The organism is Streptomyces sp. SKN60, from assembly GCF_026236535.1.
GTDB lineage: Bacteria > Actinomycetota > Actinomycetes > Streptomycetales > Streptomycetaceae > Streptomyces.
The window spans coordinates 113,506-134,399 of sequence record NZ_JAHTMW010000006.1 but is presented as its reverse complement, the minus strand read 5'-3'; the positions used below and the strand labels follow the sequence as shown (position 1 = coordinate 134,399).

General features: G+C 75.0%; 18 protein-coding genes. 10 read left to right on the top strand and 8 right to left on the bottom strand.

The window, feature by feature from the left end; genetic code table 11:
- Positions 1–9 precede the first annotated feature (9 nt).
- Entirely contained in the window at positions 10–231 is a 222-nt protein-coding gene (locus KV205_RS12205; RefSeq protein WP_265864203.1) for a hypothetical protein, read from the top strand.
- Here KV205_RS12205 and KV205_RS12200 read toward each other — a convergent pair.
- Positions 216–1,613, bottom strand: coding sequence for a DUF6777 domain-containing protein (locus KV205_RS12200; protein WP_374214663.1), 1,398 nt, complete (start codon positions 1,611–1,613; stop codon positions 216–218). The two genes, KV205_RS12205 and KV205_RS12200, sit on opposite strands and share 16 nt — an antisense overlap.
- Before the next feature lie 93 nt (positions 1,614–1,706).
- On the opposite strand from KV205_RS12200, the gene KV205_RS12195 reads away from it, so the two are divergent.
- The gene (locus KV205_RS12195; protein ID WP_374214662.1) at positions 1,707–3,077 is read left to right on the top strand and encodes a streptophobe family protein; all 1,371 of its coding nucleotides are present in this window, start codon (positions 1,707–1,709) and stop codon (positions 3,075–3,077) included.
- 23 nt (positions 3,078–3,100) lie between these two features.
- Here the strand turns inward: KV205_RS12195 and KV205_RS12190 are convergent, their stop codons facing one another.
- Genes KV205_RS12190 through KV205_RS12180 form a run of 3 tightly spaced genes read right to left on the bottom strand, consistent with a single transcriptional unit; the run spans position 3,101 to position 7,411 of the window.
- On the bottom strand, positions 3,101–4,135 hold the full coding sequence (locus tag KV205_RS12190; RefSeq protein ID WP_265864200.1) for a serine/threonine-protein kinase: 1,035 nt from the start codon (positions 4,133–4,135) through the stop codon (positions 3,101–3,103).
- Positions 4,135–4,845 (bottom strand): hypothetical protein, encoded by a 711-nt coding sequence (locus KV205_RS12185; RefSeq protein WP_265864451.1) that lies wholly within the window; start codon positions 4,843–4,845, stop codon positions 4,135–4,137. The genes KV205_RS12190 and KV205_RS12185 overlap by 1 nt, the downstream gene beginning before the upstream one ends.
- A 37-nt stretch (positions 4,846–4,882) precedes the next feature.
- The gene (locus KV205_RS12180) at positions 4,883–7,411 is read right to left on the bottom strand and encodes an FHA domain-containing protein (protein ID WP_265864199.1); all 2,529 of its coding nucleotides are present in this window, start codon (positions 7,409–7,411) and stop codon (positions 4,883–4,885) included.
- A gap of 170 nt (positions 7,412–7,581) precedes the next feature.
- Between KV205_RS12180 and KV205_RS12175 the strand changes: the two genes are divergently transcribed.
- From KV205_RS12175 to KV205_RS12165, 3 genes are all read left to right on the top strand, one after another.
- Complete coding sequence (locus KV205_RS12175; protein WP_308404078.1) at positions 7,582–8,214, top strand: TetR/AcrR family transcriptional regulator; 633 nt, start codon at positions 7,582–7,584, stop codon at positions 8,212–8,214.
- Between the two features lie 244 nt (positions 8,215–8,458).
- The gene (locus KV205_RS12170; RefSeq protein ID WP_265864198.1) at positions 8,459–9,052 is read left to right on the top strand and encodes an RNA polymerase sigma factor; all 594 of its coding nucleotides are present in this window, start codon (positions 8,459–8,461) and stop codon (positions 9,050–9,052) included.
- A complete protein-coding gene (locus tag KV205_RS12165; RefSeq protein WP_265864197.1) occupies positions 9,049–9,390 on the top strand; it encodes a hypothetical protein in 342 nt (113 codons plus the stop codon). Before KV205_RS12170 ends, KV205_RS12165 begins: the two co-directional genes overlap by 4 nt.
- Here the strand turns inward: KV205_RS12165 and KV205_RS12160 are convergent.
- Positions 9,387–10,241, bottom strand: a complete 855-nt coding sequence (locus KV205_RS12160) for a DUF3626 domain-containing protein (RefSeq protein ID WP_265864196.1) — start codon at positions 10,239–10,241, stop codon at positions 9,387–9,389. The genes KV205_RS12165 and KV205_RS12160 overlap by 4 nt on opposite strands.
- Positions 10,242–10,409: 168 nt before the next feature.
- On the opposite strand from KV205_RS12160, the gene KV205_RS12155 reads away from it, so the two are divergent.
- The 3 genes from KV205_RS12155 (at position 10,410) to KV205_RS12145 (ending at position 12,884) form a co-directional block, all read left to right on the top strand.
- Positions 10,410–11,087, top strand: coding sequence for a ThuA domain-containing protein (locus tag KV205_RS12155; RefSeq protein WP_265864195.1), 678 nt, complete (start codon positions 10,410–10,412; stop codon positions 11,085–11,087).
- A gap of 148 nt (positions 11,088–11,235) precedes the next feature.
- Positions 11,236–12,627 (top strand): NADP-dependent succinic semialdehyde dehydrogenase, encoded by a 1,392-nt coding sequence (locus tag KV205_RS12150; protein WP_265864194.1) that lies wholly within the window; start codon positions 11,236–11,238, stop codon positions 12,625–12,627.
- Positions 12,628–12,674: 47 nt separating this feature from the next.
- A complete protein-coding gene (locus KV205_RS12145) occupies positions 12,675–12,884 on the top strand; it encodes a hypothetical protein (protein WP_265864193.1) in 210 nt (69 codons plus the stop codon).
- A gap of 42 nt (positions 12,885–12,926) precedes the next feature.
- Here the strand turns inward: KV205_RS12145 and KV205_RS12140 are convergent, their stop codons facing one another.
- Together KV205_RS12140 and KV205_RS12135 are read right to left on the bottom strand one after the other, a co-directional pair.
- Entirely contained in the window at positions 12,927–13,937 is a 1,011-nt protein-coding gene (locus KV205_RS12140) for a PHP domain-containing protein (protein WP_265864192.1), read from the bottom strand.
- Positions 13,938–13,969: 32 nt separating this feature from the next.
- Positions 13,970–16,108 (bottom strand): SpoIIE family protein phosphatase, encoded by a 2,139-nt coding sequence (locus KV205_RS12135; protein ID WP_265864191.1) that lies wholly within the window; start codon positions 16,106–16,108, stop codon positions 13,970–13,972.
- 81 nt (positions 16,109–16,189) lie between these two features.
- On the opposite strand from KV205_RS12135, the gene KV205_RS12130 reads away from it, so the two are divergent.
- Positions 16,190–19,582 (top strand): BTAD domain-containing putative transcriptional regulator, encoded by a 3,393-nt coding sequence (locus KV205_RS12130; protein WP_265864190.1) that lies wholly within the window; start codon positions 16,190–16,192, stop codon positions 19,580–19,582.
- Here the strand turns inward: KV205_RS12130 and KV205_RS12125 are convergent.
- Positions 19,473–20,387: a siderophore-interacting protein gene (locus KV205_RS12125; protein ID WP_265864189.1), complete on the bottom strand. Its 915-nt coding sequence runs from the start codon at positions 20,385–20,387 to the stop codon at positions 19,473–19,475. The genes KV205_RS12130 and KV205_RS12125 overlap by 110 nt on opposite strands.
- A 249-nt stretch (positions 20,388–20,636) precedes the next feature.
- Between KV205_RS12125 and KV205_RS12120 the strand changes: the two genes are divergently transcribed.
- Entirely contained in the window at positions 20,637–20,846 is a 210-nt protein-coding gene (locus KV205_RS12120) for a hypothetical protein (protein WP_265864188.1), read from the top strand.
- Positions 20,847–20,894 lie beyond the last annotated feature (48 nt).

The window sequence follows — 20,894 nt, the reverse complement described above, 5'->3', positions numbered from 1 at the left end:
GCGTGGAACATGTCCGGACACTTCACCGAGCACTTCACCGATCGCGACGAACGGAGCTGGCAGCGGCGGACCGAGGAGCGGATCGCCGAACCGTGGGCCCTCGGAGCCCGGCTCCGGTCGCTGCGCACCCGCCGCCGCGCCCGCGCGGGAGCCCGGACCTTGCGGCGGTACGCCCGTACCGCCGCATCGGGTCCGGAGAGCTGCGCGGTGCCTGCTCAGATCAGCGGCTGACGGCCGGGCGCGCCCGGCGCCGGCGGCGCGGAGGAGGACACGCTCGGCGACAGGCTCGCCGAGGCGCTCGCCGAGCCGTCGGTCGTGCTGCCGTCGGTCGTGGCGCCGCCCGAGGTCAGGTCGGTGGCCGGGGTCGACTCCGAGGCCGTCGACTCCGTGGGCGACGAAGGCGTCGCCGGAGACGAGGGGGGCGAGGTCGAGGGGGTCGGCGTCGACGTGGACGGGGTCGGCGAGGTCGGGGTGAGCGTCGACGGGCACGGCGAGGGCGTGACGCCACCGCTCGGCGTCGGCGTCTGCGTACCCGTCACCGTCACGCACGGCACCGGCGACGACGGCGAGGTCGAGGGAGACTTCGACGGGGTCGGCGTGGGCTGCGGCGGGGGAGTGGTGTGGTGGTCGTGCTTGCCCGAGTCGCCCGGCTTGCGCGCGATCCAGCGGTCGGTCTGCGGGTCGTAGATCACGAAGACGTTGATCACGGTCACCGAGGGCTGCACGTACACGACATTGCTCGCGCGATAGCCCGACCAGGCCTGCCCGACCGGCTTCGGCGACTTCTGCGCCACCGGCGGCGTCAGCGGGTTGCCGCACGCGCAGCGCACCCGCGGCACCCCGTGGGTGTCCACCAGGACCGCGGTGCCCGCCTGGAGCACCGACTGGAACGGGGCCGCCTTGCCGCCGCTGAAGCCGTGGTTGGTGACCCGGGTGTCCACACGGAGCTGAACCGACGTCAGGGAGCGCAGGAACCCCGGGACTTCGTTGGCGGAGACGCCGACGACCGAGGCGAAGGCCGCGTTCTTGGCGGGCTCCTCGCCGAGGAAGCGGATCTGCTGCTCCACGTCGCAGGCCGCGGTGCGGTGCGTGCCGCCGTACAGGCCCGGGGTCGAACCGGTCACGCTGCGGGTCGCGTTGGGGTCCCCGCCGGTCTCACTCGGCAGCGCGGGCGGGGAGATCGTGGCGCCGCCCGTGCGGGCGGTGGAGCGGGTGAAGGGATCGGGGCCGCTGGCCGACGTGTTCTGCAGGAACACCTCGCCGCCGCCCGCACCGCCGCCCTGGTTCGACTTGTCGCCGCCGCTCTGGGTGAGGACGACGACCAGGGCCACGGCCGCCACCACGACGGCCGTCAGCGAGGCGACCTTGGGGATGGAGCGGTACCACGGACCGCCGCCGCCCCCGCCGCTCGGCGCGCCCCCGCCCGTACCGCCGGAATCACCGCCGCCGGAACCGCCCCCGCCACCGCCGCCACCCCCGCCGTGCGGAGGCGTGGGCGGGGGAGGTGTCGGGGGAGCGGTCTGGCCGGGGCGCGTCGAGGGGCCCGAGAGGGGCCCCGAGGGCGGGCCGGTGGGAGGTACCGAAGGCTGGCCGGACGGCGGGTGGGAAGTCACGTTTTTCCCTTTCTTCCGTTCCGCGCCTATTGTGTGCGCCGATGAGGTGCCGCCCGCAAGCGGACGGCCCCCGACGGCATTAGCGTGGGCACCGTGAGTAATCGGCTCCCCACCCCACCCCGCCAGGCCGCGCCCTCCGACGCCACCGGTCAGCCGGCCCGCGGCGCCCTGTGGGCTCTCGCGGCCGTCGTCGCGGGCGTCCTCGCGATGGGCGTCACCGCCGGCCTCGGCCTGTGGGCCGCCGGCGCGGCCGATCTGCCCGGCGGCACCGGCGCGTTCGTCGCCGTCCTCGCCGCCGTCGTGGTCATGGCGGCGGGCGGGCAGATCGCGCTCTCCGGCGACGCCGGCGACCTCGCCGGCACCCAGGCCGAACTCACCGCCATGCCGCTCTCCGTCACCCTGGTGGGCGCACTCGTGACCGGCGCCGTGTTCCTGCGTCCGCTGCGCCACCACGCCGTCGCCCCCGCCCGCGCGCTCCTCGCCCTCGCCGTCCCCACCGTCCTGCTCTGGCTGGCCGCGCTCGGCGGTCTCTCCGCCCTCGCCCGGCACGACTTCCCGATCAGCCTCGGCGGCGGCACCACGGAGGACACCGGGGACCTCGGCGACCTCGGAGACCTCTTCAAGGACCTCCTGGACGCCGCCAACCCCAAGGTGGGCTTCACCACCGACGTCGGCCCCACCTTCTTCTACGGCCTCCTCTGGATCCTCGGTGTCCTCGTCGTCGCCCTCCTGGTCTCCCGCAGCTCCCCGCTGCCCGCCCGCTACGTCCGCCGCCACCAGGCCATCCGCCCCGCCGCCTCCGCCGTGCTGCTCCTGCTCCTCGCGTACGTGGGCATCGCCCTCGTCATCGGCCTGGTCGTCGCCGCCACCAAGGGGCACACCGCCGAGACCTTCGCCGTGCTCCTCCTCGGCCTGCCCAACATCGCCTGGCTCGCCCTCGGCGTCGGCATCGGCGGCGCCTGGGACGGCCGCGCCGAAGGCCCCTTCGGCCTGCCCATGCCGCAGATCCTCGACTCCGTCCTGCGCGGCGGCGACGGCGGCAAGGACCTGTCCACCGTCGACCTCGGCTCCCTCGCCTCCTACGACGCCCGCGCCTGGTGGCTGCTCCCCGTCGCCGCCGTCCTGATCCTCGGCGCCGCCTTCGTCATGGCCGTCCGCTCCCCGGCCGGCGTCAAGCCCTGGCAGCACGGCCTCCACCTCGGCGTCGCCTTCGGCCTCGCCGTCCTGGTGGTCATGCCGCTCACCCTCGTCGAGGCCCGTTTCGGCCTGTCGATCCTCGGCATCGGCGACCTCGGGGCCCTCGGCGCCGAGGTGATCCTGCGCCCCCACATCTGGGCGATGTTCGGCCTCGCCGTGCTGTGGGGCATGGTCGCGGGCATCGTCGCCGGCTTCCTCGCCACCCGGGTGCGGCGGCGCGGCGAAGTGCCGGTGACCAAGGCCACCGAGGAATCCACCGAGGACTGAGGCCTCGCCTCGCCCCGGGGGGGCTACGCCCCCAGGGACTTGAACACCGGCCGCGCCCACTCCGGCGGCTCCGGCGGCGGGCTCACCGGGCGTTCCTCGCTGCCGCCCCGGTACGGGCGCCGGGTGTGCTCGCCGCGCTCCAGGGCCGCCCGCAGTTCCGCGACGAACTCCAGACAGGTGCCGTACCGCTCCTCGGGGGCCTTCGCAAGGGCGCGGGCGAAGACCTCGTCCGCCGCCTCCGGCAGGCCCTTCCGCTCCTCCGAGAGCGGCGGCGGCGGGTCGTACTGGTGGGCCCACAGCAGGGCCATGTCGTCGTCCCGGCGGAACGGCGGCACGCCGGTCAGGGTCTCGAAGACCACACAGCCCAGGCTGTAGACGTCGCAGCGGCCGTCCACGGGCTTGCCCGAGATCTGTTCCGGGGCCACGTAGTCGAGCGTGCCCACGAACTGCCCGACGGTGGTGAACCCCGTCAGGGACAGGGACTTCTTCGTCAGGCCGAAGTCGGTCAGATAGACGTGCTCCGGATGGTCCCGGTCGGTGCCCTCGGCCACCAGGATGTTGCCCGGCTTCACGTCCCGGTGCACCAGGTCGTGCGCGTGCGCCGCGTCGAGCGCCGACGCCACCTGGGCGGCGATCCGGCCCGCCGCCACCGGCTCCAGGGGGCCCTCCCGGTCGAGCAGGGCCCGCAGGTCCTGGCCGGGCACGTAGCGCATCGCGATGTACAGCACGCCCTCCGTCTCGCCCGCCTCGAAGACCGGCACGATGTGCGGATGGTCGATCGCCGCGGCGACCCGCGACTCGTGCGCGAAGCGCTTGCGGAAGGTGTCGTTGCGGGCCAACTCCGGGGCGAGCAGCTTCAGCGCCACCGTGCGCTCCAGGCGTACGTCGAAGGCCCGGTACACCACGGCCATGCCGCCGCGCCCGATCTCCTCCTCCACCAGATAGCCCGCGATCCGCTTGCCGAGCAGCCCCGAGTCCCGGCCGGCGGCCGGAAGACCGGGGTGCGTGGCGGGATGCGCCTCCGTGCCGGGCGCCGTGTCGCGGTGCTCCTGCGCCATCAGCCTTCACCCGGCCCCGGCCCGTCCGCCGCCGGTGGTGGCGGCGGTGCGACGACCCGCGTGGGCTCCGCGGCCGGTGCCGGGGCCGCCGCCTCCGACGGACCCGCCTCCGGCCCGTCCTGGCGGAGCTGCGGCACCACCTGCGTCGGCTCGTGCCCGAGACCGGGCGCCGCCGCGGCCGCCGCCGACGGGGCGGACGAGGCGGCGTAGGTGCTCAGACCGGTGCCGTCGCAGTACACCCAGCGCTCGTGCTCCGCGTCGTACAGCCACAGCGACTCGCCGTCCACGACCATCCCCACCCGCAGCCCCCGGGTCCGGGTCCGGAAGGTCTCCCCGTCCGCCCCGCCCGCCGCGAGCTCCTCCGCCGCCCGCCGGTAGCGCCCGAGGGCGTCCTCGGCCCGGGCCATCAGCGGCCGGGGATCGGCGGTACGGGCCGGCGGACGGCCCGCGGCCGGCGGATCGACCGGTACGGAGACGAGCAGCCGCGCGTCCACCCACGCCGACCAGCCGTTGGAGCACAGCACCTGGCCCCAGTCGCCGACCCGCGCGGTCAGCCGCACCGGCAGATACGCGTCGAGGGACTGCGTCGGCACCGCCGGATCCGGCGCCTCCCAGGCGGGCAGCCCGTCGCCGGGCACCACATGCGTGGGCCGGAAGTCCGGCACGCCCTCCTCGGCGCCCGGGGCGCCCGCCGCCCCGTACTCCGGCATCCCGTCCACAGCCACCACGGATCCCTGCCTCTGCTCCCTACCGGCGCATCACGACCGGCTCGTGCCGGCGCAGCAGCCGCGACACCACGACACCGAGGACGACACACAGCACCACCAGCATGCCCATGTCGAAGAGCCACGCGCCCACCGTGTGGGCCATCAGCGGATCCGCCGTCTTCTCGCCCGGCACCGTCTTCCCGATGTCGATCGTCGCGCCCATCGCCGCGAACGCCCACCGCGACGGCACCAGCCAGGCCAGCTGCTCCAGGACCGGCGTACCGCGCACGTTCAGGAGCGCGCCGCAGAACACCACCTGGACGATGGCGAGGAGGACGAGCAGCGGCATCGTCACCTCCTCCTTGCGCACGAGCGCCGAGACGAACAGACCGAGCATCATCGCCGTGAACGCCAGCAGCGCAACGGCCAGGGTGATCTCGACGAGCGGCGGCATCAGCACGCCCTTGCCGCCCGGCACGTTCAGCGGCACCCCGATCAGCGCCACCAGGGTCAGCACCACCGCCTGCACGACGGTGATCGAGCCGAGGACGACGACCTTGGACATCAGATACGCGGAGCGCGACAGGCCGACGGCTCTCTCGCGGCGGTAGATCGTCCGCTCCTTGACCAGCTCGCGCACCGCGTTCGCCGCGCCCGTCAGGACGCCGCCGACGCACAGGATGAGCAGCACGTTCAGCGTCGACTCGGGGTTGAGGCTGCCCTCCGAGAGGGCCCGCGCCATCGCGCCCATGACGAACGGCAGCGCCACCATGATGGCCAGGAAGGTCCGGTCGGCGGAGAGCGCCGCCGCGTACCGCCGGACGAGGGTACGGAGCTGGGCGCCCCAGCTCTGCGCCTTCGGCGGCGGCTCCGGCGTCCGGGGCTCCATGCCTCCGGCGCCCGGGCCCGGTGCGGGCGGCCGGACCGAGGGGTCCTCGATGTACTGCCGGTGGAAGCGGGAGGCCCGGAAGCGGCCCGCCCAGTCGCGCTCGCGGTCGTTCTCGAAAGCCTCGAAGGCCTCCGGCCACTGCGCGAACCCGAAGAAGTCCAGGGTGTCGTCGGGCGGGCCGTAGTAGGCGACCCGGCCGCCCGGCGCGAGCACGAGCAGCCGGTCGCAGACATCCAGGCTGAGCACGCTGTGGGTGACGACCACGACCGTCCGCCCGTCGTCCGCGAGCCCGCGCAGCATGTGCATCACCGAGCGGTCCATGCCCGGGTCGAGGCCGGAGGTCGGTTCGTCGAGGAAGAGCAGGGAGGGCTTGGTGAGCAGTTCGAGCGCCACGCTGACCCGCTTGCGCTGGCCGCCGGACAGGCTGTGGATCGGCTGCTTGGCCCGCTCCTCAAGACCCAGCTCCCGGATCACCTCGTCGACCCGGGCGCGCCGCTCGGCGGGCGCGGTGTCCTCGGGGAAGCGCAGCTCGGCGGCGTACGCGAGGGCGCGCCGGACGGTGAGCTGGAGGTGCAGGATGTCGTCCTGCGGGACCAGGCCGATGCGCTGGCGCAGCTCGGCGTAGTCCCGGTAGAGGTCGCGGCCGTCGTAGAGCACGGTGCCCCGGTCGGCCGGCCGCTGCCCGGTCAGCGCGCCGAGCAGGGTCGACTTGCCCGCCCCGGACGGGCCGACGACGGCGAGCAGGCACTTCTGCCCCACCGGGAACGACACGCCGTCGAGCAGGGTCTTCCGGCCGTGGTCGACGGTCACCGCCAGCTCCTGCACGTCGAGCGAGACCTCGCCGGTGTCGGTGAACTCGACCAGGTTCCCGCCGATCAGACAGAACGCGCAGTGCCCGATCCCGACGATGTCCTCCGCCGTCACCCGGGCCTCCGCCACGCGGCGCCCGTTGAGGAAGGTGCCGTTGTGACTGCCGAGGTCCTGGATCCAGTACGTGCCGTCCGGCGCCGCCCTCAGCTCGGCATGTCGGCGGGAGACCGTCAGATCGTCCACCACCAGGTCGTTGTCGGGCGCCCGGCCGATCCGGATGCTGCGGGTGGGCAGCGGACGTACGGACGTCGGCTGCCGGAAGGTCCCGGTCAGGGCCGGGTACGAGACGGAGGACGGGCGCGGGGGAGCCGCGGCCGGCACGTCGGGCCGGCGCTCTTCGGGCCGGTGCGCTTCGGACAGCCGCTCTTCGGCCGGTACGGGCGGGGGCGCGGGCTCGGATACGGGTACGGGCGCGGGCTCCGGCACGGGTGCGGGTGCGGGTGCGGGCGGCGGGGGCGCGGCCGGGGGCGGCGGCTCGGGCGCCGGGTGAGCGGCGGGGAGCAGCCGCGCGCGGGGGCCGTCGGCCGGGTGCCCGAAGCGGATGACCGTGCCCGGGCCGACGGCGCTCAGCGCCACCCGGCGGTCGTCGGCGAAGGTGCCGTTGGTGCTGCCCTCGTCCTCCAGGGTCCAGTGGTCGCCCACCGCCCGCAGCACCGCGTGGTGCCAGGACGTCCGGGCGTCGGCGAGGACGAAGTCACTGCTGGGGTCGCGCCCGATGCGATAGACGCGGCCCGGGTTCATCACGGTCGCGTCCCCGTCGATCTCGAGGACCAGCTCGGGTGCGGCGGGTGCGACGGGCCGCTGTCCCATGCGTGAATCTTAACGTCGCGGGCCGCCGCGTGCCCGGGCGAGCGCCGGGGGCGCGAGCCCCGAGCAGCCGTGCGGAGCCGCGCCGGTATCGTGGGCGGCCGACCCGGCCCCGGGGGGCGCACACGCTCCTGAGAAGGCCCTGAGAAGGCCCCGAGAAGGAGGAAGCACCCGTGCCGAAAGGTGTCACCAAGCGCCGGCCGCGCACCCGCGCGGCCCTGTTGCGGGCGGCCCTGGAGACCTTCGCCGAGCACGGGTTCCACGCGACGTCCATCGAGCAGATCTGCGAGCGCGCCGGCTTCACGCGCGGCGCCTACTACTCGAACTTCGCCAGCAAGGAAGAGCTCTTCCTCGCCCTCTTCGACGAGCACGGCGAACGGATCGTGCACCGCCTCGCCGAACAGATCGACGCGCTCGCGCCCGAGGACTACACCCTGGAACGGCTCGCCGAACTCGCCTCGCGGGTCGAGCCGGACGAACGCGACTGGTACCTGGTGAGCACGGAGTTCACCCTGCACGCCATCCGCGACCCGCAGGCCGCCCGGGCGCTCGCCCGGCACGACGCCCGGCTGCGCGCCGAACTCGCCCGCGGCATCGAGCTCGTCGTACGCCGCTCGGGACGCGAACTCACCGTGGACACCGACCGGTTCGCCCGGCTCGTGGTCGCCCTGCGCGAAGGCGGCCTCGCCCAGAGCTATGTCGAACCCGACGCCCTGCCGCCCGGCACCCTCGAACGGGACTTCCTGGCCCCGCTCCTCGCAGCCGTCACCCGGCCGGGAGGCGCAGAGGCGCGGGACGGCGCCTGACGGGCGAACTGCCCCCGCCGCCGGTGAATCCTTTTCGGGTCCGCCCGCCTCTTGTCCACACAGCCGGCCGCTCGGGCCGGCCCGGAGGACGGAGACCAGCGGATGATGATCGCGGGCATCGTGGTGATCGGCGTTCTGCTCATGGGCGCCTGCGCCTGGCACCTGACGCAGCGCAGGAAGCGTGCCAACCGATGAGGACGATCCGGCGCACGGCGATCCGGAGCACAAGGGGGATGGGAAAGACATGAGCAGAGCGGCCTACAGCTGGCCCGACGAGCGCCTGATCCGGGCCGCCCAGGACGGCGACGTCGGTTCGCTCGCCACGGTCGTCAGGGAATCGCAGCCGCACGTACGGAAGTTCGCCCGCACACTCTGCGCCTCGCCGCAGGAAGCGGAGGACGCGGCGCAGGAGGCGCTGATCGTCCTCTACCGGAAGATCGGCACTCTGCGGGCCACGGGGGCGCTCGCCTCCTGGATGTTCCGGATCGTGCGGCACGAATGCCTCCGGCAGGTGCGGCAGCTCGCCCGGCGCGGCGAGCTGCCGCCGTCCGAACCGGAGGAGTGCGCCGAGCCGTCGGCCGAGGAGGCGGCGCTCCAGGCCCTCGAGGTGGAGCGGATCGCGGCCGCGATCGGCGCCCTGCCCGAGGACCTGCGGCGGGTCCTGATCCTGCGCGACCTGCAGGGGCTGCCGGGCAAGACCGTCGCCCGCACCCTCGGCCTGACCACCCCGGCCATGAAGTCCCGGCTGCACCGGGCCCGTACGACCCTGCGCGGCTCCCTCGCCCCGCCCCGTGAAGCCCACCGTGAAGCGCTCCGTGAAGGAGGACGACGACCGTGACCATCCCGACCCGCACCCCCACCCCGGCGAAGCCGGCGGAGCGCAGCTACGCGAGCAGTTCCGTTCCGCGCCACCTGGCCCGCGGCGCCCTCGGCCTCGGCCTGATCGCCGTACCGATCGCCCTGGTGCCCACGCTCGGCCCGTTCGTGCTGCTCGCGGCCCCGCTGAGCCTGATCGCCTTCCGCGGCTGCCCGACCTGCTGGGCGGTCGGCCTGGTGCAGACGCTCTCCCGCGACCGCCTGCGGCGCGAATGCGTGGACGGCGTCTGCACCCTGGTCCGGGCCGATGAGGCCCACCGGCAGGAGCACACGGGTGACCAGGGGCGCATCGCCGCCTAGCGGGTCGCGTCCTCGGTCTGCGGCGCGGTCTGCGGCGCGGTCTCCGGCGCCCCGAACCGGGCGAGCAGGTGCCAGACCCGCTTCACCGCCTGCCGGTCGTGCCGGCCCGACTCGGCGGCCGACTGGACGATGCGGGGGTCGAGCCGGCCGTCCTCGGCGATCGCGGCGCCCAGTTCGACGAACTCGGGGCCGCGGTAGCCGGGGTGCCGGCGCAGTTCGTCGACCGTCAGCCGGAAGCCGCCGTGCCACTCCACCGGGCACGGCAGCGCGCGGGCGGCGGCCTCCACCTCCGTACCGCGGAAGGACGGGTCGAGGACAAGGGCCTCCACGTCCCGGCCGAGCTCGACCGGGCCGTGGACCTGGGCCTCGACGTAGTCGTCGAGCGCGTCCTGGTCGTCGGCGAGGGCCAGCGCGATCAGGGCGGCCGTGCGCTCGGCGACGCCGAAGTCCGTGGGTTCGAGGACGCTGTCCGGGTAGCAGAAGGTGGTGCGGGCCAGCGTGTCGGCGGTCAGCCGCAGATGCGCCGAGCCGAAGCGCGGCGCGGCCCCGTAGGGGCGGCGCCGGTGGTCGAGCGCGCCGTACACCGGGCGCTCGTGCGCCGGGGCGTCGTCGTACGCGCCGCCGAAGATCCGGCTCTCCCACCGCCACCGGTCCCCGCCGGGGTGCGCGGTCAGCCCGCCGTTGCTGGTGCCGGTGACGAACTGCGAGCGGTACACGCCTTCCTCGGCCAGCCGGCCGAGGAAGGTGGGGTGGAAGTTGAGCGTCACGCGCGGCGCGGGCGCGGCCACGGCGCCGGTGGCCAGGGCGGAGACATGGGCGAGGGCGCGGCGCGGCCGGGGCAGGAGGTCCATCGCCGCAGTCTGCCGTGGCGGCCGGCCTTGCGTCGCGCGCTTTTCGCTGGCTACGGTCCCGCCGTGCGGCAAGCGCTTTCCGGTCCCGGGCCGGAGCGTGGCGGGTCGGGCTCTACCGGCCCCCGCCGCACACCACGCGACCACCACGCCACCAGGGGGAGGGCCCACGTGCCCCGCAGCACCGCCACGGACGTCCTCGTCTACACCCGCACCGCCGGCTACCGCCACGACTCCATCCCCGCCGGCGCCGCCGCGCTCGCCGAACTCGCCACCGCCGCCGGCCTCGCCCCCGAGACCACCGAGGACCCCGCCGCCTTCGCCCCCGGCCGGCTCGCCCGCTGCGCCGCCGTCGTGCTGCTCTCCACCACCGGGACCGTCCTCACCGACGCGGGCCGGGCCTCCTTCGAGGCGTACGTACGGGGCGGGGGCGGGCTCCTCGTCGTGCACGCCGCCGCCAACGCCGAACCCGACTGGCCGTTCTACGGCGAACTCCTCGGCACCCGCTTCACCGGCCACCCGCCGCTCCAGCCCGGCACCGTCCTCGTCGAGGACCCCGCCCACCCGGCGACCGCCCCGCTGCCGGAGCGCTGGGACCGCACCGACGAGTGGTACGAGTACAGCAGCCACCCGCGGGACGCCGGCGTCCACGTCCTCGCCGGCGCCGACGAGACCAGCTACGAGGGCGGGACCCTCGGCGCCGACCACCCACTGGTGTGGTGCCGCGAGGCGACGCCCGAGCACGGCCGGATCCTCTTCACCGCGCTCGGCCACGCCACCGAGGCGTACGCGGACCCCGTCTTCCGCGCCCACCTCGACGGCGCCCTGCGCTGGGTCGCACGCCGCTGACCTGCGGCACGGGCCGCCCCGCGCGGCCCCCGGATCCGGTCCGGCGGTCACCCCGCCGCCCCGCCCCGATTTGCGGCCCGCGCCCGGCCGCGCAAGCGTGACGGGTGGGGAGATTCGCGCGCGGGACTCCAGCTCAGGAGGAGACGACATGGGCATCGCCACCGTGAACCCGGCGACCGGCGAGACGCTGCGGACGTACGAGGCCCACGGGCCCGCCGAGGTCGAGCGCCGGATCGACGCCGCCCACGAGGCGTACCGCCAGTACCGCACCACCCCCTTCGCCGAGCGCGCCCGGCTGATGCGGGCCGCCGCGTCGCTCCTCGACGAGGACGCCGAGGACATCGCCCGCACCATGACCACCGAGATGGGCAAACCGATCGTCGCCGCCCGTGCCGAGGCCGCCAAGTGCGCCAGGACCATGCGCTGGTACGCCGACCACGCCGAGGCGCTGCTCGCCGACGAGCACCCCGCCGACCACGACGTCCAGGACTCCGGCGCCGACCGCGCCCGGGTGCACTACCGGCCGCTCGGCACCGTCCTCGCCGTCATGCCGTGGAACTTCCCGCTCTGGCAGGCCATCCGGTTCGCCGCGCCCGCACTCATGGCCGGGAACACCGGTCTGCTCAAGCATGCCTCCAACGTGCCGCAGACCGCCCTCTACCTCGGCAACCTCTTCCACCGCGCAGGCTTCCCCGACGGCTGCTTCCAGACCCTCCTGATCGGCGCCGGCGCCGTCGAGGGCGTCCTGCGCGACCCGCGGATCGCCGCCGCGACCCTCACCGGCAGCGAACCCGCCGGCCGCTCCGTCGCCGCCATCGCCGGCGACGAGGTCAAGAAGACCGTCCTGGAGCTCGGCGGCAGCGACCCGTACATCGTCATGCCCTCCGCCGATCTGCCCCGCGCCGTGAAGACCGCGGTCACCGCGCGCGTACAGAACAACGGGCAGTCCTGCATCGCCGCCAAGCGCTTCATCGTCCACCGGGACGTCTACGACGACTTCGCCGAGCGCTTCACCGCCGCCATGAACTCCCTCACCGTCGGCGACCCCCTTGACGACGACACCGACGTCGGCCCGCTCGCCACCGAACAGGGCCGCACCGACCTCGAAGCCCTCGTCGACGACGCCGTGAACAAGGGCGCCACCGTCCTGTGCGGCGGCGGCCGTCCGCCCGAGCTGCCCCGCGGCTGGTTCTACCGCCCCACCGTGCTCACCGCCATCACCCCCGAGATGCGCGTCCACCGCGAGGAGACCTTCGGACCGGTCGCCACCCTCTACCCGGTCGCCGACATCGAGGAGGCCGTCACCGTCGCCAACGATTCGCCCTTCGGCCTGAGTTCGAACGTCTGGACCCGCCGGGACGAGGACATCGACTTCTTCGTACGGGACCTGGAGGCGGGCGGCGTCTTCGTCAACGGCATGACCGCCTCCCACCCCGCCCTCCCCTTCGGCGGCGTCAAGCGTTCGGGGTACGGGCGGGAGCTCTCCGGCCACGGCATCCGCGAGTTCTGCAACGTCACGACGGTGTGGCAGCGCGCCTGAGGCGGGGAGGCCGGGGAGGGGCAGGCCGCCCCGCGTAGGCTGCGGGCATGGCGGAGGGGAACGACCGGAAAGACGGGAACGACCGGATACGGAAGATCGTGGCCGAGCTGCCGGGCCTGCGGAACGTCGGCGAACTGACGGACGAGGCCGAACGGCGGGCCGTCACGGGCGATCCGGCCTTCGCCGCCGACCTCGGCATCGCGCTCGCCCGCGCGTACGAGTACGAGGGCGCCGCGGACGCCGGCGACGGCCTCTAGCGGTACCGCAGCGTCCGCGACCACCTGCTGCGGCTCCCCGCCTCACCCCCGCGTCCACGCCAACAGCTCCGCCACCTCCCAGGTGTTGATGACCCGCTCCGCCGGCACCCCGCACTCCTCCGCCCGCGCGCAGCCGAAGATCTGCCACTCCAGCTGGCCCGGGGCGTGGGCGTCCGTGTCGATCGCGAAGTAAACACCGGCGGCGACCGCCTGACGCAGCAACCGCCGTGGCGGGTCGAGGCGTTCGGGGCGGCTGTTGATCTCGACGGCCGTGCCGGACTCCGCGCAGGCGGCGAAGATCCGCTCCGCGTCGAACTCCGACTCGGGGCGCAGCCGGCCGCCGCTCACCAGACGGCCCGTGCAGTGGCCGAGAACGTCCAGCAGGGGGTTGCGGACGGCGCGTTCCATGCGCCGCGTCATGGCGCGGGAGTCCATGCGGAGCTTGGAGTGGACCGAGCCGACGACCAGGTCGAGCCGGTCGAGGAGTTCGGGCTCCTGGTCGAGGGAGCCGTCCTCCAGGATGTCGCACTCGATGCCGGTGAGGAGGCGGAAGGGCGCCCACTCCTCGTTGAGGCGGGCCACCACGTCGAGTTGCTCCCGCAGGCGGTCCGGGGAGAGCCCGCGGGCGACCTTCAGACTGGGGGAGTGGTCAGTGAGGACCGTCCACGCGTGGCCGATGCGGGCCGCGGTGCGGCCCATGTCCTCGATGGTGGAGCCGCCGTCCGACCAGTCCGAGTGGACGTGGCAGTCGCCGCGCAGCGCCGCCCGCAGCGTCTCGCCGCCCTGCGCCTCGGGCACCGGGATCTCCCGCTCCAGGCGCTCCAGGTACTCGGGCACCCGCCCGGCGAGCGCCTCGCTCACCACGGCAGCCGTCTTCGGGCCGATGCCCTTGACGGACTCCAGGGTGCCGGCCGCCGCGCGGGCCGCGGTCGCCTCGGCCCCGAGGGCGGTGACGGCGGCGGACGCCGTGCGGAAGGCCCGTACCCGATAGGTCGGGGCCTGTGAGCGTTCCAGGAGGAACGCGATCCGTTCCAGCGCCGCCACCGGGTCCATCGCCCGCACCGCCCTCCGCTCGCCCGGGCCCGCTACCGGCCGCCCGCGGCACCGTTCGCCGTACGGCTCCCGTTCCCGTTCCCGTTCCCGTGCCGGTTTCCGCTCCCGTTGCCGTTCGCCGCGCCCGGCCCGATCTCGCACCAGACCGCCTTGCCCTCACCGCGCGGCTCCACGCCCCACCGCGAGGCGATCGCGTCCATCAGGAGCAGCCCGCGCCCCGAGGTCGCCGCCTCGCCGGGCGTGCGGCGGCGCGGCCAGGCGCTCGACCGGTCCTGCACCGACAGGCGTACCCGGCGCACCGGTTCGGGCAGCACCTCCAGGGTGAGCACCGCGCCGCCCTCCGTGTGCAGCAGTACGTTGACCAGCAGCTCGCCCGTCAACAGCTCGGCGTCGTCGGCGAGTTCGGGCATGCCCCAGTCCACAAGGGCCTGCCCCACCGCCGCCCGCGCGTCCGACAGGCCCTGCGGGTCGGCCTGGTGGATGTACTGGTGGATGCGCGGCGCCTTCGGCGTGCCCGGGTCCGGGCTGCGCCGCAGCACCAGCAGGGCCACGTCGTCGCCCGAGCCCCACCGCTCCCACAGCCGCTCCGACAGATGGTCGGCCAGCGCCTCCGCCTGCGGCGGCCCGCTGCCCACCGCCTCCGCGAGCGCCGCGAGCCCCGTCTCGATGTCCGTGCCGGGCTGTTCGACCAGACCGTCCGTGCACAGCACCAGCGTCTCGCCCGGCACCAGGTCGAGCCGGGTCTCCGGGAACTCCTCGTCGCCGAAGACCGTCGCCAGGCCCAGCGGCAGCCCACCGCGCAGCTTCGGCCGCCCCACCCGCCCGTCGGTGTGCCGGATCAGCGGCCCCAGATGCCCGGCCCGCACCCCACGCACCGTGCCGCCGGCCAGGTCCACCTGTGCGTAGGTGCAGGTCGCGAAGCGGTTGGTGTCCAGCTCCGCGAGGAAGCGGGAGGCCCGGGCCAGGACCGTGGACGGGGCGTGGCCCTCGCCCGCGTACGCCCGCAGCGCGATCCGCAGCTGCCCCATGATCGCGGCGGCGTGCGTGTCGTGGCCCTGCACGTCGCCCACGACGACGCCGACCCGGCCGCGCGGCAGCGGGATCACGTCGTACCAGTCGCCGCCGACCTGCCGACCGCTCCACGCCGCGTGATAGCGCACCGCGATCTCGCCGCCGGTGATCTCCGGGATGCGCCGCGGCAGCATCGTGGCCTGCAGTCCCGTCGCCAGCTCCCGTTCCTCGTCGAAGAGGATCGCCCGCTGCAGCGACTGGGCCACGATCGCCGCGAGACCGAGCAGCAGGTTGCGCTCGTCGGCGTTGAAGGTGCTGCGGCGCCGGTAGAACAGCGCCATCCCGCCCAGCGACCGGGCCTGCGCCACCAGCGGCAGGTAGCAGGCCGACCGGAACGGCATGCGGTTCACGTACGGCGCCAGCTCCGGGAAGTCCTGCGCGAGGCTGAGGAACGAGGGCACGAACCGCGGCCGGCCGCTCAGCACCGTCTCCGCGAGCGGCAGCCCCCGGTCGAGCCGGCGGCTGCGGAAGTCCTCGAACGCCTCCAGGGATTCCCCGGTCAACGCGATGAGATTGAGCGAACCGTGCTCGACCAGACCGAGCGCAAGCCCCTCCGCGCCGAGCCGCGCGAGCCCGCCGGGCCCGGTCAGCGCGGCCGTCACGTCGTCCACGGTCACCGCCCGCGACAGCGCGTGCGTCGTACGCTCCACGATCGTCGTCTGCGCCTCGCGCCGCTTCTCCAGATCGAGCACGAACGCCGAGTGCGTCACCTCGGCCGTCGCGTCCCGCACGATCCCCACGATCCGGTGCGCCATCCCGGAATCCCGGCGCAGGATCCGCGCCTGCACATGCGTCCATTGGGGTGTACCGTCGGCCCGCTCCAGCCGCACATGGGCCGTGTACGAGGACCGGCCGCCGGTGATCGCGTCCCGGATCACCCGCTCCAGGCGCGTCCGTTCCGTCGGCTCCAGATCCTGTACGAGCGTCGCCGGCCGCCCGTCGAACGCGTCCGGAGCCACGCCGAAGACCAGCAGCCCCGCGTCGTCGACATCGATGGTTCCGGTGTCGAGATCCCAGTCGAAACTGCCGGTGCGGTTCATGGCCAGGCGCTCGGTCGGCCCGATCTCGCCGCTGCGCCTGTTCCGCTCCTCATCGGTCATCCCACCCATTGTCGAACCGGCACCCCGCGCACGCCATGGCGCGGACGACGCCACGCGGACGGATTCGGCAGAATGGGCCCGATGCAGCCGCCCCCGGACCCCGCCCCGCCTCACCACGTCCGCTATCGCGTCCTCGGCCCCGCCCGGGCCGTGCGCGCCGACGGCGACGACGCCCCGCTCAGCGGCGCCCGGCTCCGGGCCCTGTTCACCGCGCTGGCCGCGGCCGGCGGCCGGGCCGTCGCCCCCGACACCCTCATCGCCCAGGTGTGGGCCGACGACACCGACGAGGACCGGATCTCCGCCCTGCACGCCCTGGTCGGCCGGCTGCGCCGGGCCCTCGGCCGGGACGCCGTCGCCTCCGCGCCCGGCGGCTACCGGCTTGCCGCCGCCCCTGACGACATCGACCTCTTCCGCTTCGAACGGCTCGCCGACGAGGCGGTACGGGAGCTGGTCGCCGCCCGCCCCGAGCGCGCCGCGCACCTGCTCGACCTCGCCCTCGGGCTCTGGCACGGCCCTGCCCTCGCCGACCTGCCCGGACACCCGGCCGACCCGCTCGCCGTACGGGCCGAGGCGCGCCGCGACCGCGCCCGGCGCGACCGGCTCGCCGCGGACGTCGCCCTCGGCCACGCGCAGGACACCCTCGCCCCGCTCGCCGCCCTCACCGCCGAGCACCCCCTTGACGAACCCCTGCAGGCGCTGCGGATCCGTGCCCTGCGCGCCGCGGGCCGCCCGGCGGAGGCCCTCGCGGCGTACGAGACCGTGCGCCGCGCCCTCGCCGACCGCCTCGGCACCGAACCGGGAGTGGAACTCGCCGCACTGTACGGGGAGTTGCTGACCGGCGCGCCCTCACCCTCGGAGGTGCGGCGGCTGCTCCCTGCCCCGCCGACCTCCTTCCTGGGCCGGGACGAGGAACTCCGCGAACTGACACAGGAGTTGATCCGTTCCCGGCTCGTCACCCTGACCGGCCCCGGCGGTGTCGGCAAGACCCGCCTCGCCCTGGCGGCCGCCGGCGCCGCCGCGGAGGTTCGGGTCCATCTCGCCGAACTCGCCGCCGTACGCGAGGAGTCCGACGTCCCGGCGGCCGTCCTCACCGCCCTCGAAGCCCGCGAGACCCAGATCTGGAGCGGCTCCACCCTCCCCGACACCCCTGACAACGACCCCCTCGCCGCCCTCGTCGACCACTGCGCCCGCCGCCGTCTCCTTCTGGTCCTCGACAACTGCGAGCACGTCGTCGATGGCGCCGCGAAACTGACGGCCGAGCTGCTGACCCGCTGCCCGGGTGTGACGGTCCTTGCGACCAGCCGTGAGCCGCTGGGGGTGCCGGGCGAGGTGCTGCGGCCGCTGGGCCCGCTGCCGGAGGAGACGGCGCTGCGGCTCTTCGGCGAGCGTGGTGCGGCGGCCCGTCCGGGTTTCTCGGTCGGCGACGACCGGGCCGCCGCGGCGGAGATCGTCCGCCGCCTCGACGGCCTCCCCCTGGCCATCGAACTGGCCGCCGCCCGCCTCCGTATGCTCACCCCCCGCCAGATCGCCGACCGCCTCGACGACCGCTTCCGCCTCCTCACCTCCGGCGCCCGCACCGTCCTCCCCCGCCAGCAGACCCTCCGCGCGGTCGTCGACTGGTCCTGGGACCTCCTCACCGACCCCGAACGCGCCGTCCTGCGCCGTCTGTCGGTCTTCACGGGCGGCTGCGACCTGGAAGCGGCGGAGGCGGTCTGCGCGGAGGCGCCGGAGGCCCCGGCCGGGGGTGCCCCCACCCCCGCCGACGTCCTCGACCTCCTCGGTTCCCTCGTCGACAAGTCCCTCGTCGTCGCCGCGCCCACCGACGCCGGGATGCGCTACCGCCTCCTGGAGACCGTCGCCGAGTACGCCGGCGAGCGGCTCGACGAGGCGGGTGACCGGGGCGCGGCCGAGCGGCGGCATCTCGTGCACTATCGGGAGCTCGCGCGGCTCACCGACCCGGAACTCCGGGGCCCTGGGCAGGCGTTGGCGCTTGCGCGGTTGGAGGTCGAGCATGACAACGTGCGGGGGGCGTTGCGTACGGCCGTGCGGGTGGGGGCGGAGCAGGAGGCGTTGTGTCTTGTGCAGGCGATGAGCTGGTTCTGGCAGTTGCGGAACCATCATCACGACGCGCGGAGCTGGACGCGGGCGGCTGCCGCGCTCGGGCCCGACCCGTTCGCGGCGCCGGTGCGGGCCGCGGAGGCGTTCGAGGGGCGCTGCTGGGATGTGCCGCCGCCGTGGACGGGGGAGCGGTTGTGGGAGGCGCGGCGCGGTGGGCGGTTGCTCGCGCTCGCCACGGAGGGCGGTTCCGGGGCCACTGCGCTGGAGCGGCCGGAGACCCGGGCGCGCCTCGACGCGGTGATCGCCGCCTACCGACCCGGGCTGCCGCAGGTGTCCCGGCATCCCGGGACGATGTGGTTCTTCGCGCAGCTGATGACGGGGCGGTTCGCCGGCCTCGACGAGACGCTGGCCGCGCTGGTGGCCGCCGCCCGCGCCCACGGCGACGGTGACGCCGCCGGTTGGGATCTCGGGTACGCGCTTCTCCTGCGCGCCAAGCTGCTGGGCGGCCAGGAGAGCGACGCCGAGGAGGCGCTGGCCCGGTTCGAGAAGGCCGGCGACTCCTGGGGGATCGCCGAGGCGCTGGCCGCGCGCGGCGAGACCTACGAGCGGGCCGGGCGCACCGCCGAGGCCGCCGCGGACTTCGCGCGGGCCGTCGACGCGGTCGCCCGCCTCGGTGCCCGCTCGCAGATCCCCGTGTTCAGAGCGCTCCTCGCCGCCGTACGGCTGCGCACCCCCGAGGTGGCGGAGGACCCGGCGGCGCGGGAGGCCGCCGAGCGGGTGCTGGTCGAAGCGGCCGCGGAGTCCGGCGAGTCGGGCGTCGAGGCGGTCAGCACCGCCCGACTGCTGCTCGCCCAGCACTACGGCAACACCGGACGCACCGGGCCGGCCCGCGACCAACTCCACCACATGCAGCGGGAGTTCAACGACATCACCCCCGGCCTCTTCCAGGGCATGCTGGACGGCCTCGGCGGCTGGCTCGACTGCGTCGACGGACGGTACGAGGACGCGCAGGCCCGACTAGCGGGCGCCGTACGGGAGATGGAGACACTGGCGTACCTCGTGGCGCCCTACCTGATCGTCACCCAGTTCGCCACCGCCGCCTGGGCCCTCGCCGGCCGCGGGGCTGCCGAGGAGGGCGCGCGGCTGCTCGGCGCGTACGACACCCACCGCGGCACCCCCGGCGGCGCGGGCCTCCGCCCGCTGACCGCCACCACCGAGGCCTCGGTGCGGGCCCACGCGGAGCGGGCCCTGCGCGCCGCGCTCGCGCCGGAGATCTTCGCCGCCCGGTACGAGGAGGGTACGGCGCTCACCGTGCGGGAGGCGGCCCAGCGGGTCCGGGAACCCGCTCGGCGTGCAGCGCGAGCCGTTCCCGGGCCTCCGCCAGGTCCTCCGGGGTCGGCGCGTCGTCCTGGGTGAGGCGGCGGCGCCAGTACCCGGCGAAATCGATCGTGCGCCGGTCCGCCCCGCGCTCCTCGACCAGGTGCCGCCGCAGCGCCCGTACGGCCCCGGCCTCCCCGGCCAGCCACGCGTACGGCGCGCCCTCCGGAAGCCCGACCGCCGCCCGTACCGCCGACACCACGAGCCCGGGCCCCTCCCCGTACAGCCAGTGCACGGTCAGGTCCCCGGCCGTCGGCAGCGGCTGCCGCTCCTCCGGCCCGGCGACCTGGACGAAGGCGACGGCCCGGTGCCCGGGCGGCAGGGCCCGGACGACCGTGGCCAGGGCGGGCAGGGCGCAGGCGTCGGCGACGAGCAGCGCCCAGTCGCCGGATCCGGGGTCCACCGGCGTGGCGAAGAGGTCCGACGGCCCGAACATCCCCAGCACGTCCCCGACCCGCGCACCCCGCGCCCACCGCGTCGCCGGCCCGTCCGTGCCATCACCACCCCCGTGGAGGAAGAAGTCGATGTCGACGGTCCCGGCCTCCGCGTCGTGCGCCCGGACCGTGTAGCTCCGCATCCACGGCCGCCGCTCCTCCGGGATCGCCGCGAAGGCCCCGTACCAGCGCATCACGTCCCCGCCCGGGTCCGGCGCCGGCAGCTCCGGCTCCGTCTGCCCCGGGCGCGGGAAGTACAGCTTCACCTGCGCGTCGGGCCGGTCGAGCGGCGCGTCGGCCAGGGACGGGTCACCCAGGGTGACCCGCACCATCCGCGGGGTGACCGTACGGACGCCCGTCACCCGCACCCGGCGCAGGGGGAAGGCGGTGTCGCGGCGTTGTGTCGTCATGGGGGCTCCCTTTCCGGGCTTGCGGACTCCACGGACTCCACGGACTCCACGGACTCCACGAACTCCGCGGGCTCGCTTCCTCGTGCCCCCACACTCCCGGCCGCGACCGACACGCCGCCGACACGCGACCGACACGACCTGGTCCCGGGCCCGGACGCGGGCCCGGACGCGGGCCCGGATGCGGGGCCGCGACCGGGACACGAGAATGGCGAGTGCCTGCAGAACATTGCAGAAGAGGAGGCTCGCGGCATGAACGGTGACACCGACAAGACGTCCCGGGGGGTCGGGGGGGACCGCCCGACACCCGACCGGCTGCTCCACGCGGGGTCCGAGGGCGAGTACACGGCCGAGGACGTCGTCCTCGCGTCCGGCCGTGACGTGAATCCGAAGAACATCGCCTGGGCCGAGCGGCGCATGGCGGAGAAGGGGCAGGCGTGCATGGACGAGCTGCTCCCCTGAGAAGCGCTCGGCCCCCGCTCCCGGGGGCGGCGGAACGGCCCGTCCGGG

Coding starts and splice junctions, on each gene's coding strand:
- KV205_RS12205 (WP_265864203.1), top strand. CDS start 10: ATGTCCGGACACTTCACCGAGCACTTCACCGATCGCGACGAACGGAGC.
- KV205_RS12190 (WP_265864200.1), bottom strand. CDS start 4,135: ATGGCGCAGGAGCACCGCGACACGGCGCCCGGCACGGAGGCGCATCCC.
- KV205_RS12185 (WP_265864451.1), bottom strand. CDS start 4,845: ATGCCGGAGTACGGGGCGGCGGGCGCCCCGGGCGCCGAGGAGGGCGTG.
- KV205_RS12180 (WP_265864199.1), bottom strand. CDS start 7,411: ATGGGACAGCGGCCCGTCGCACCCGCCGCACCCGAGCTGGTCCTCGAG.
- KV205_RS12170 (WP_265864198.1), top strand. CDS start 8,459: ATGAGCAGAGCGGCCTACAGCTGGCCCGACGAGCGCCTGATCCGGGCC.
- KV205_RS12160 (WP_265864196.1), bottom strand. CDS start 10,241: ATGGACCTCCTGCCCCGGCCGCGCCGCGCCCTCGCCCATGTCTCCGCC.
- KV205_RS12150 (WP_265864194.1), top strand. CDS start 11,236: ATGGGCATCGCCACCGTGAACCCGGCGACCGGCGAGACGCTGCGGACG.
- KV205_RS12145 (WP_265864193.1), top strand. CDS start 12,675: ATGGCGGAGGGGAACGACCGGAAAGACGGGAACGACCGGATACGGAAG.
- KV205_RS12140 (WP_265864192.1), bottom strand. CDS start 13,937: ATGGACCCGGTGGCGGCGCTGGAACGGATCGCGTTCCTCCTGGAACGC.
- KV205_RS12135 (WP_265864191.1), bottom strand. CDS start 16,108: ATGACCGATGAGGAGCGGAACAGGCGCAGCGGCGAGATCGGGCCGACC.
- KV205_RS12130 (WP_265864190.1), top strand. CDS start 16,190: ATGCAGCCGCCCCCGGACCCCGCCCCGCCTCACCACGTCCGCTATCGC.
- KV205_RS12125 (WP_265864189.1), bottom strand. CDS start 20,387: ATGACGACACAACGCCGCGACACCGCCTTCCCCCTGCGCCGGGTGCGG.
- KV205_RS12120 (WP_265864188.1), top strand. CDS start 20,637: ATGAACGGTGACACCGACAAGACGTCCCGGGGGGTCGGGGGGGACCGC.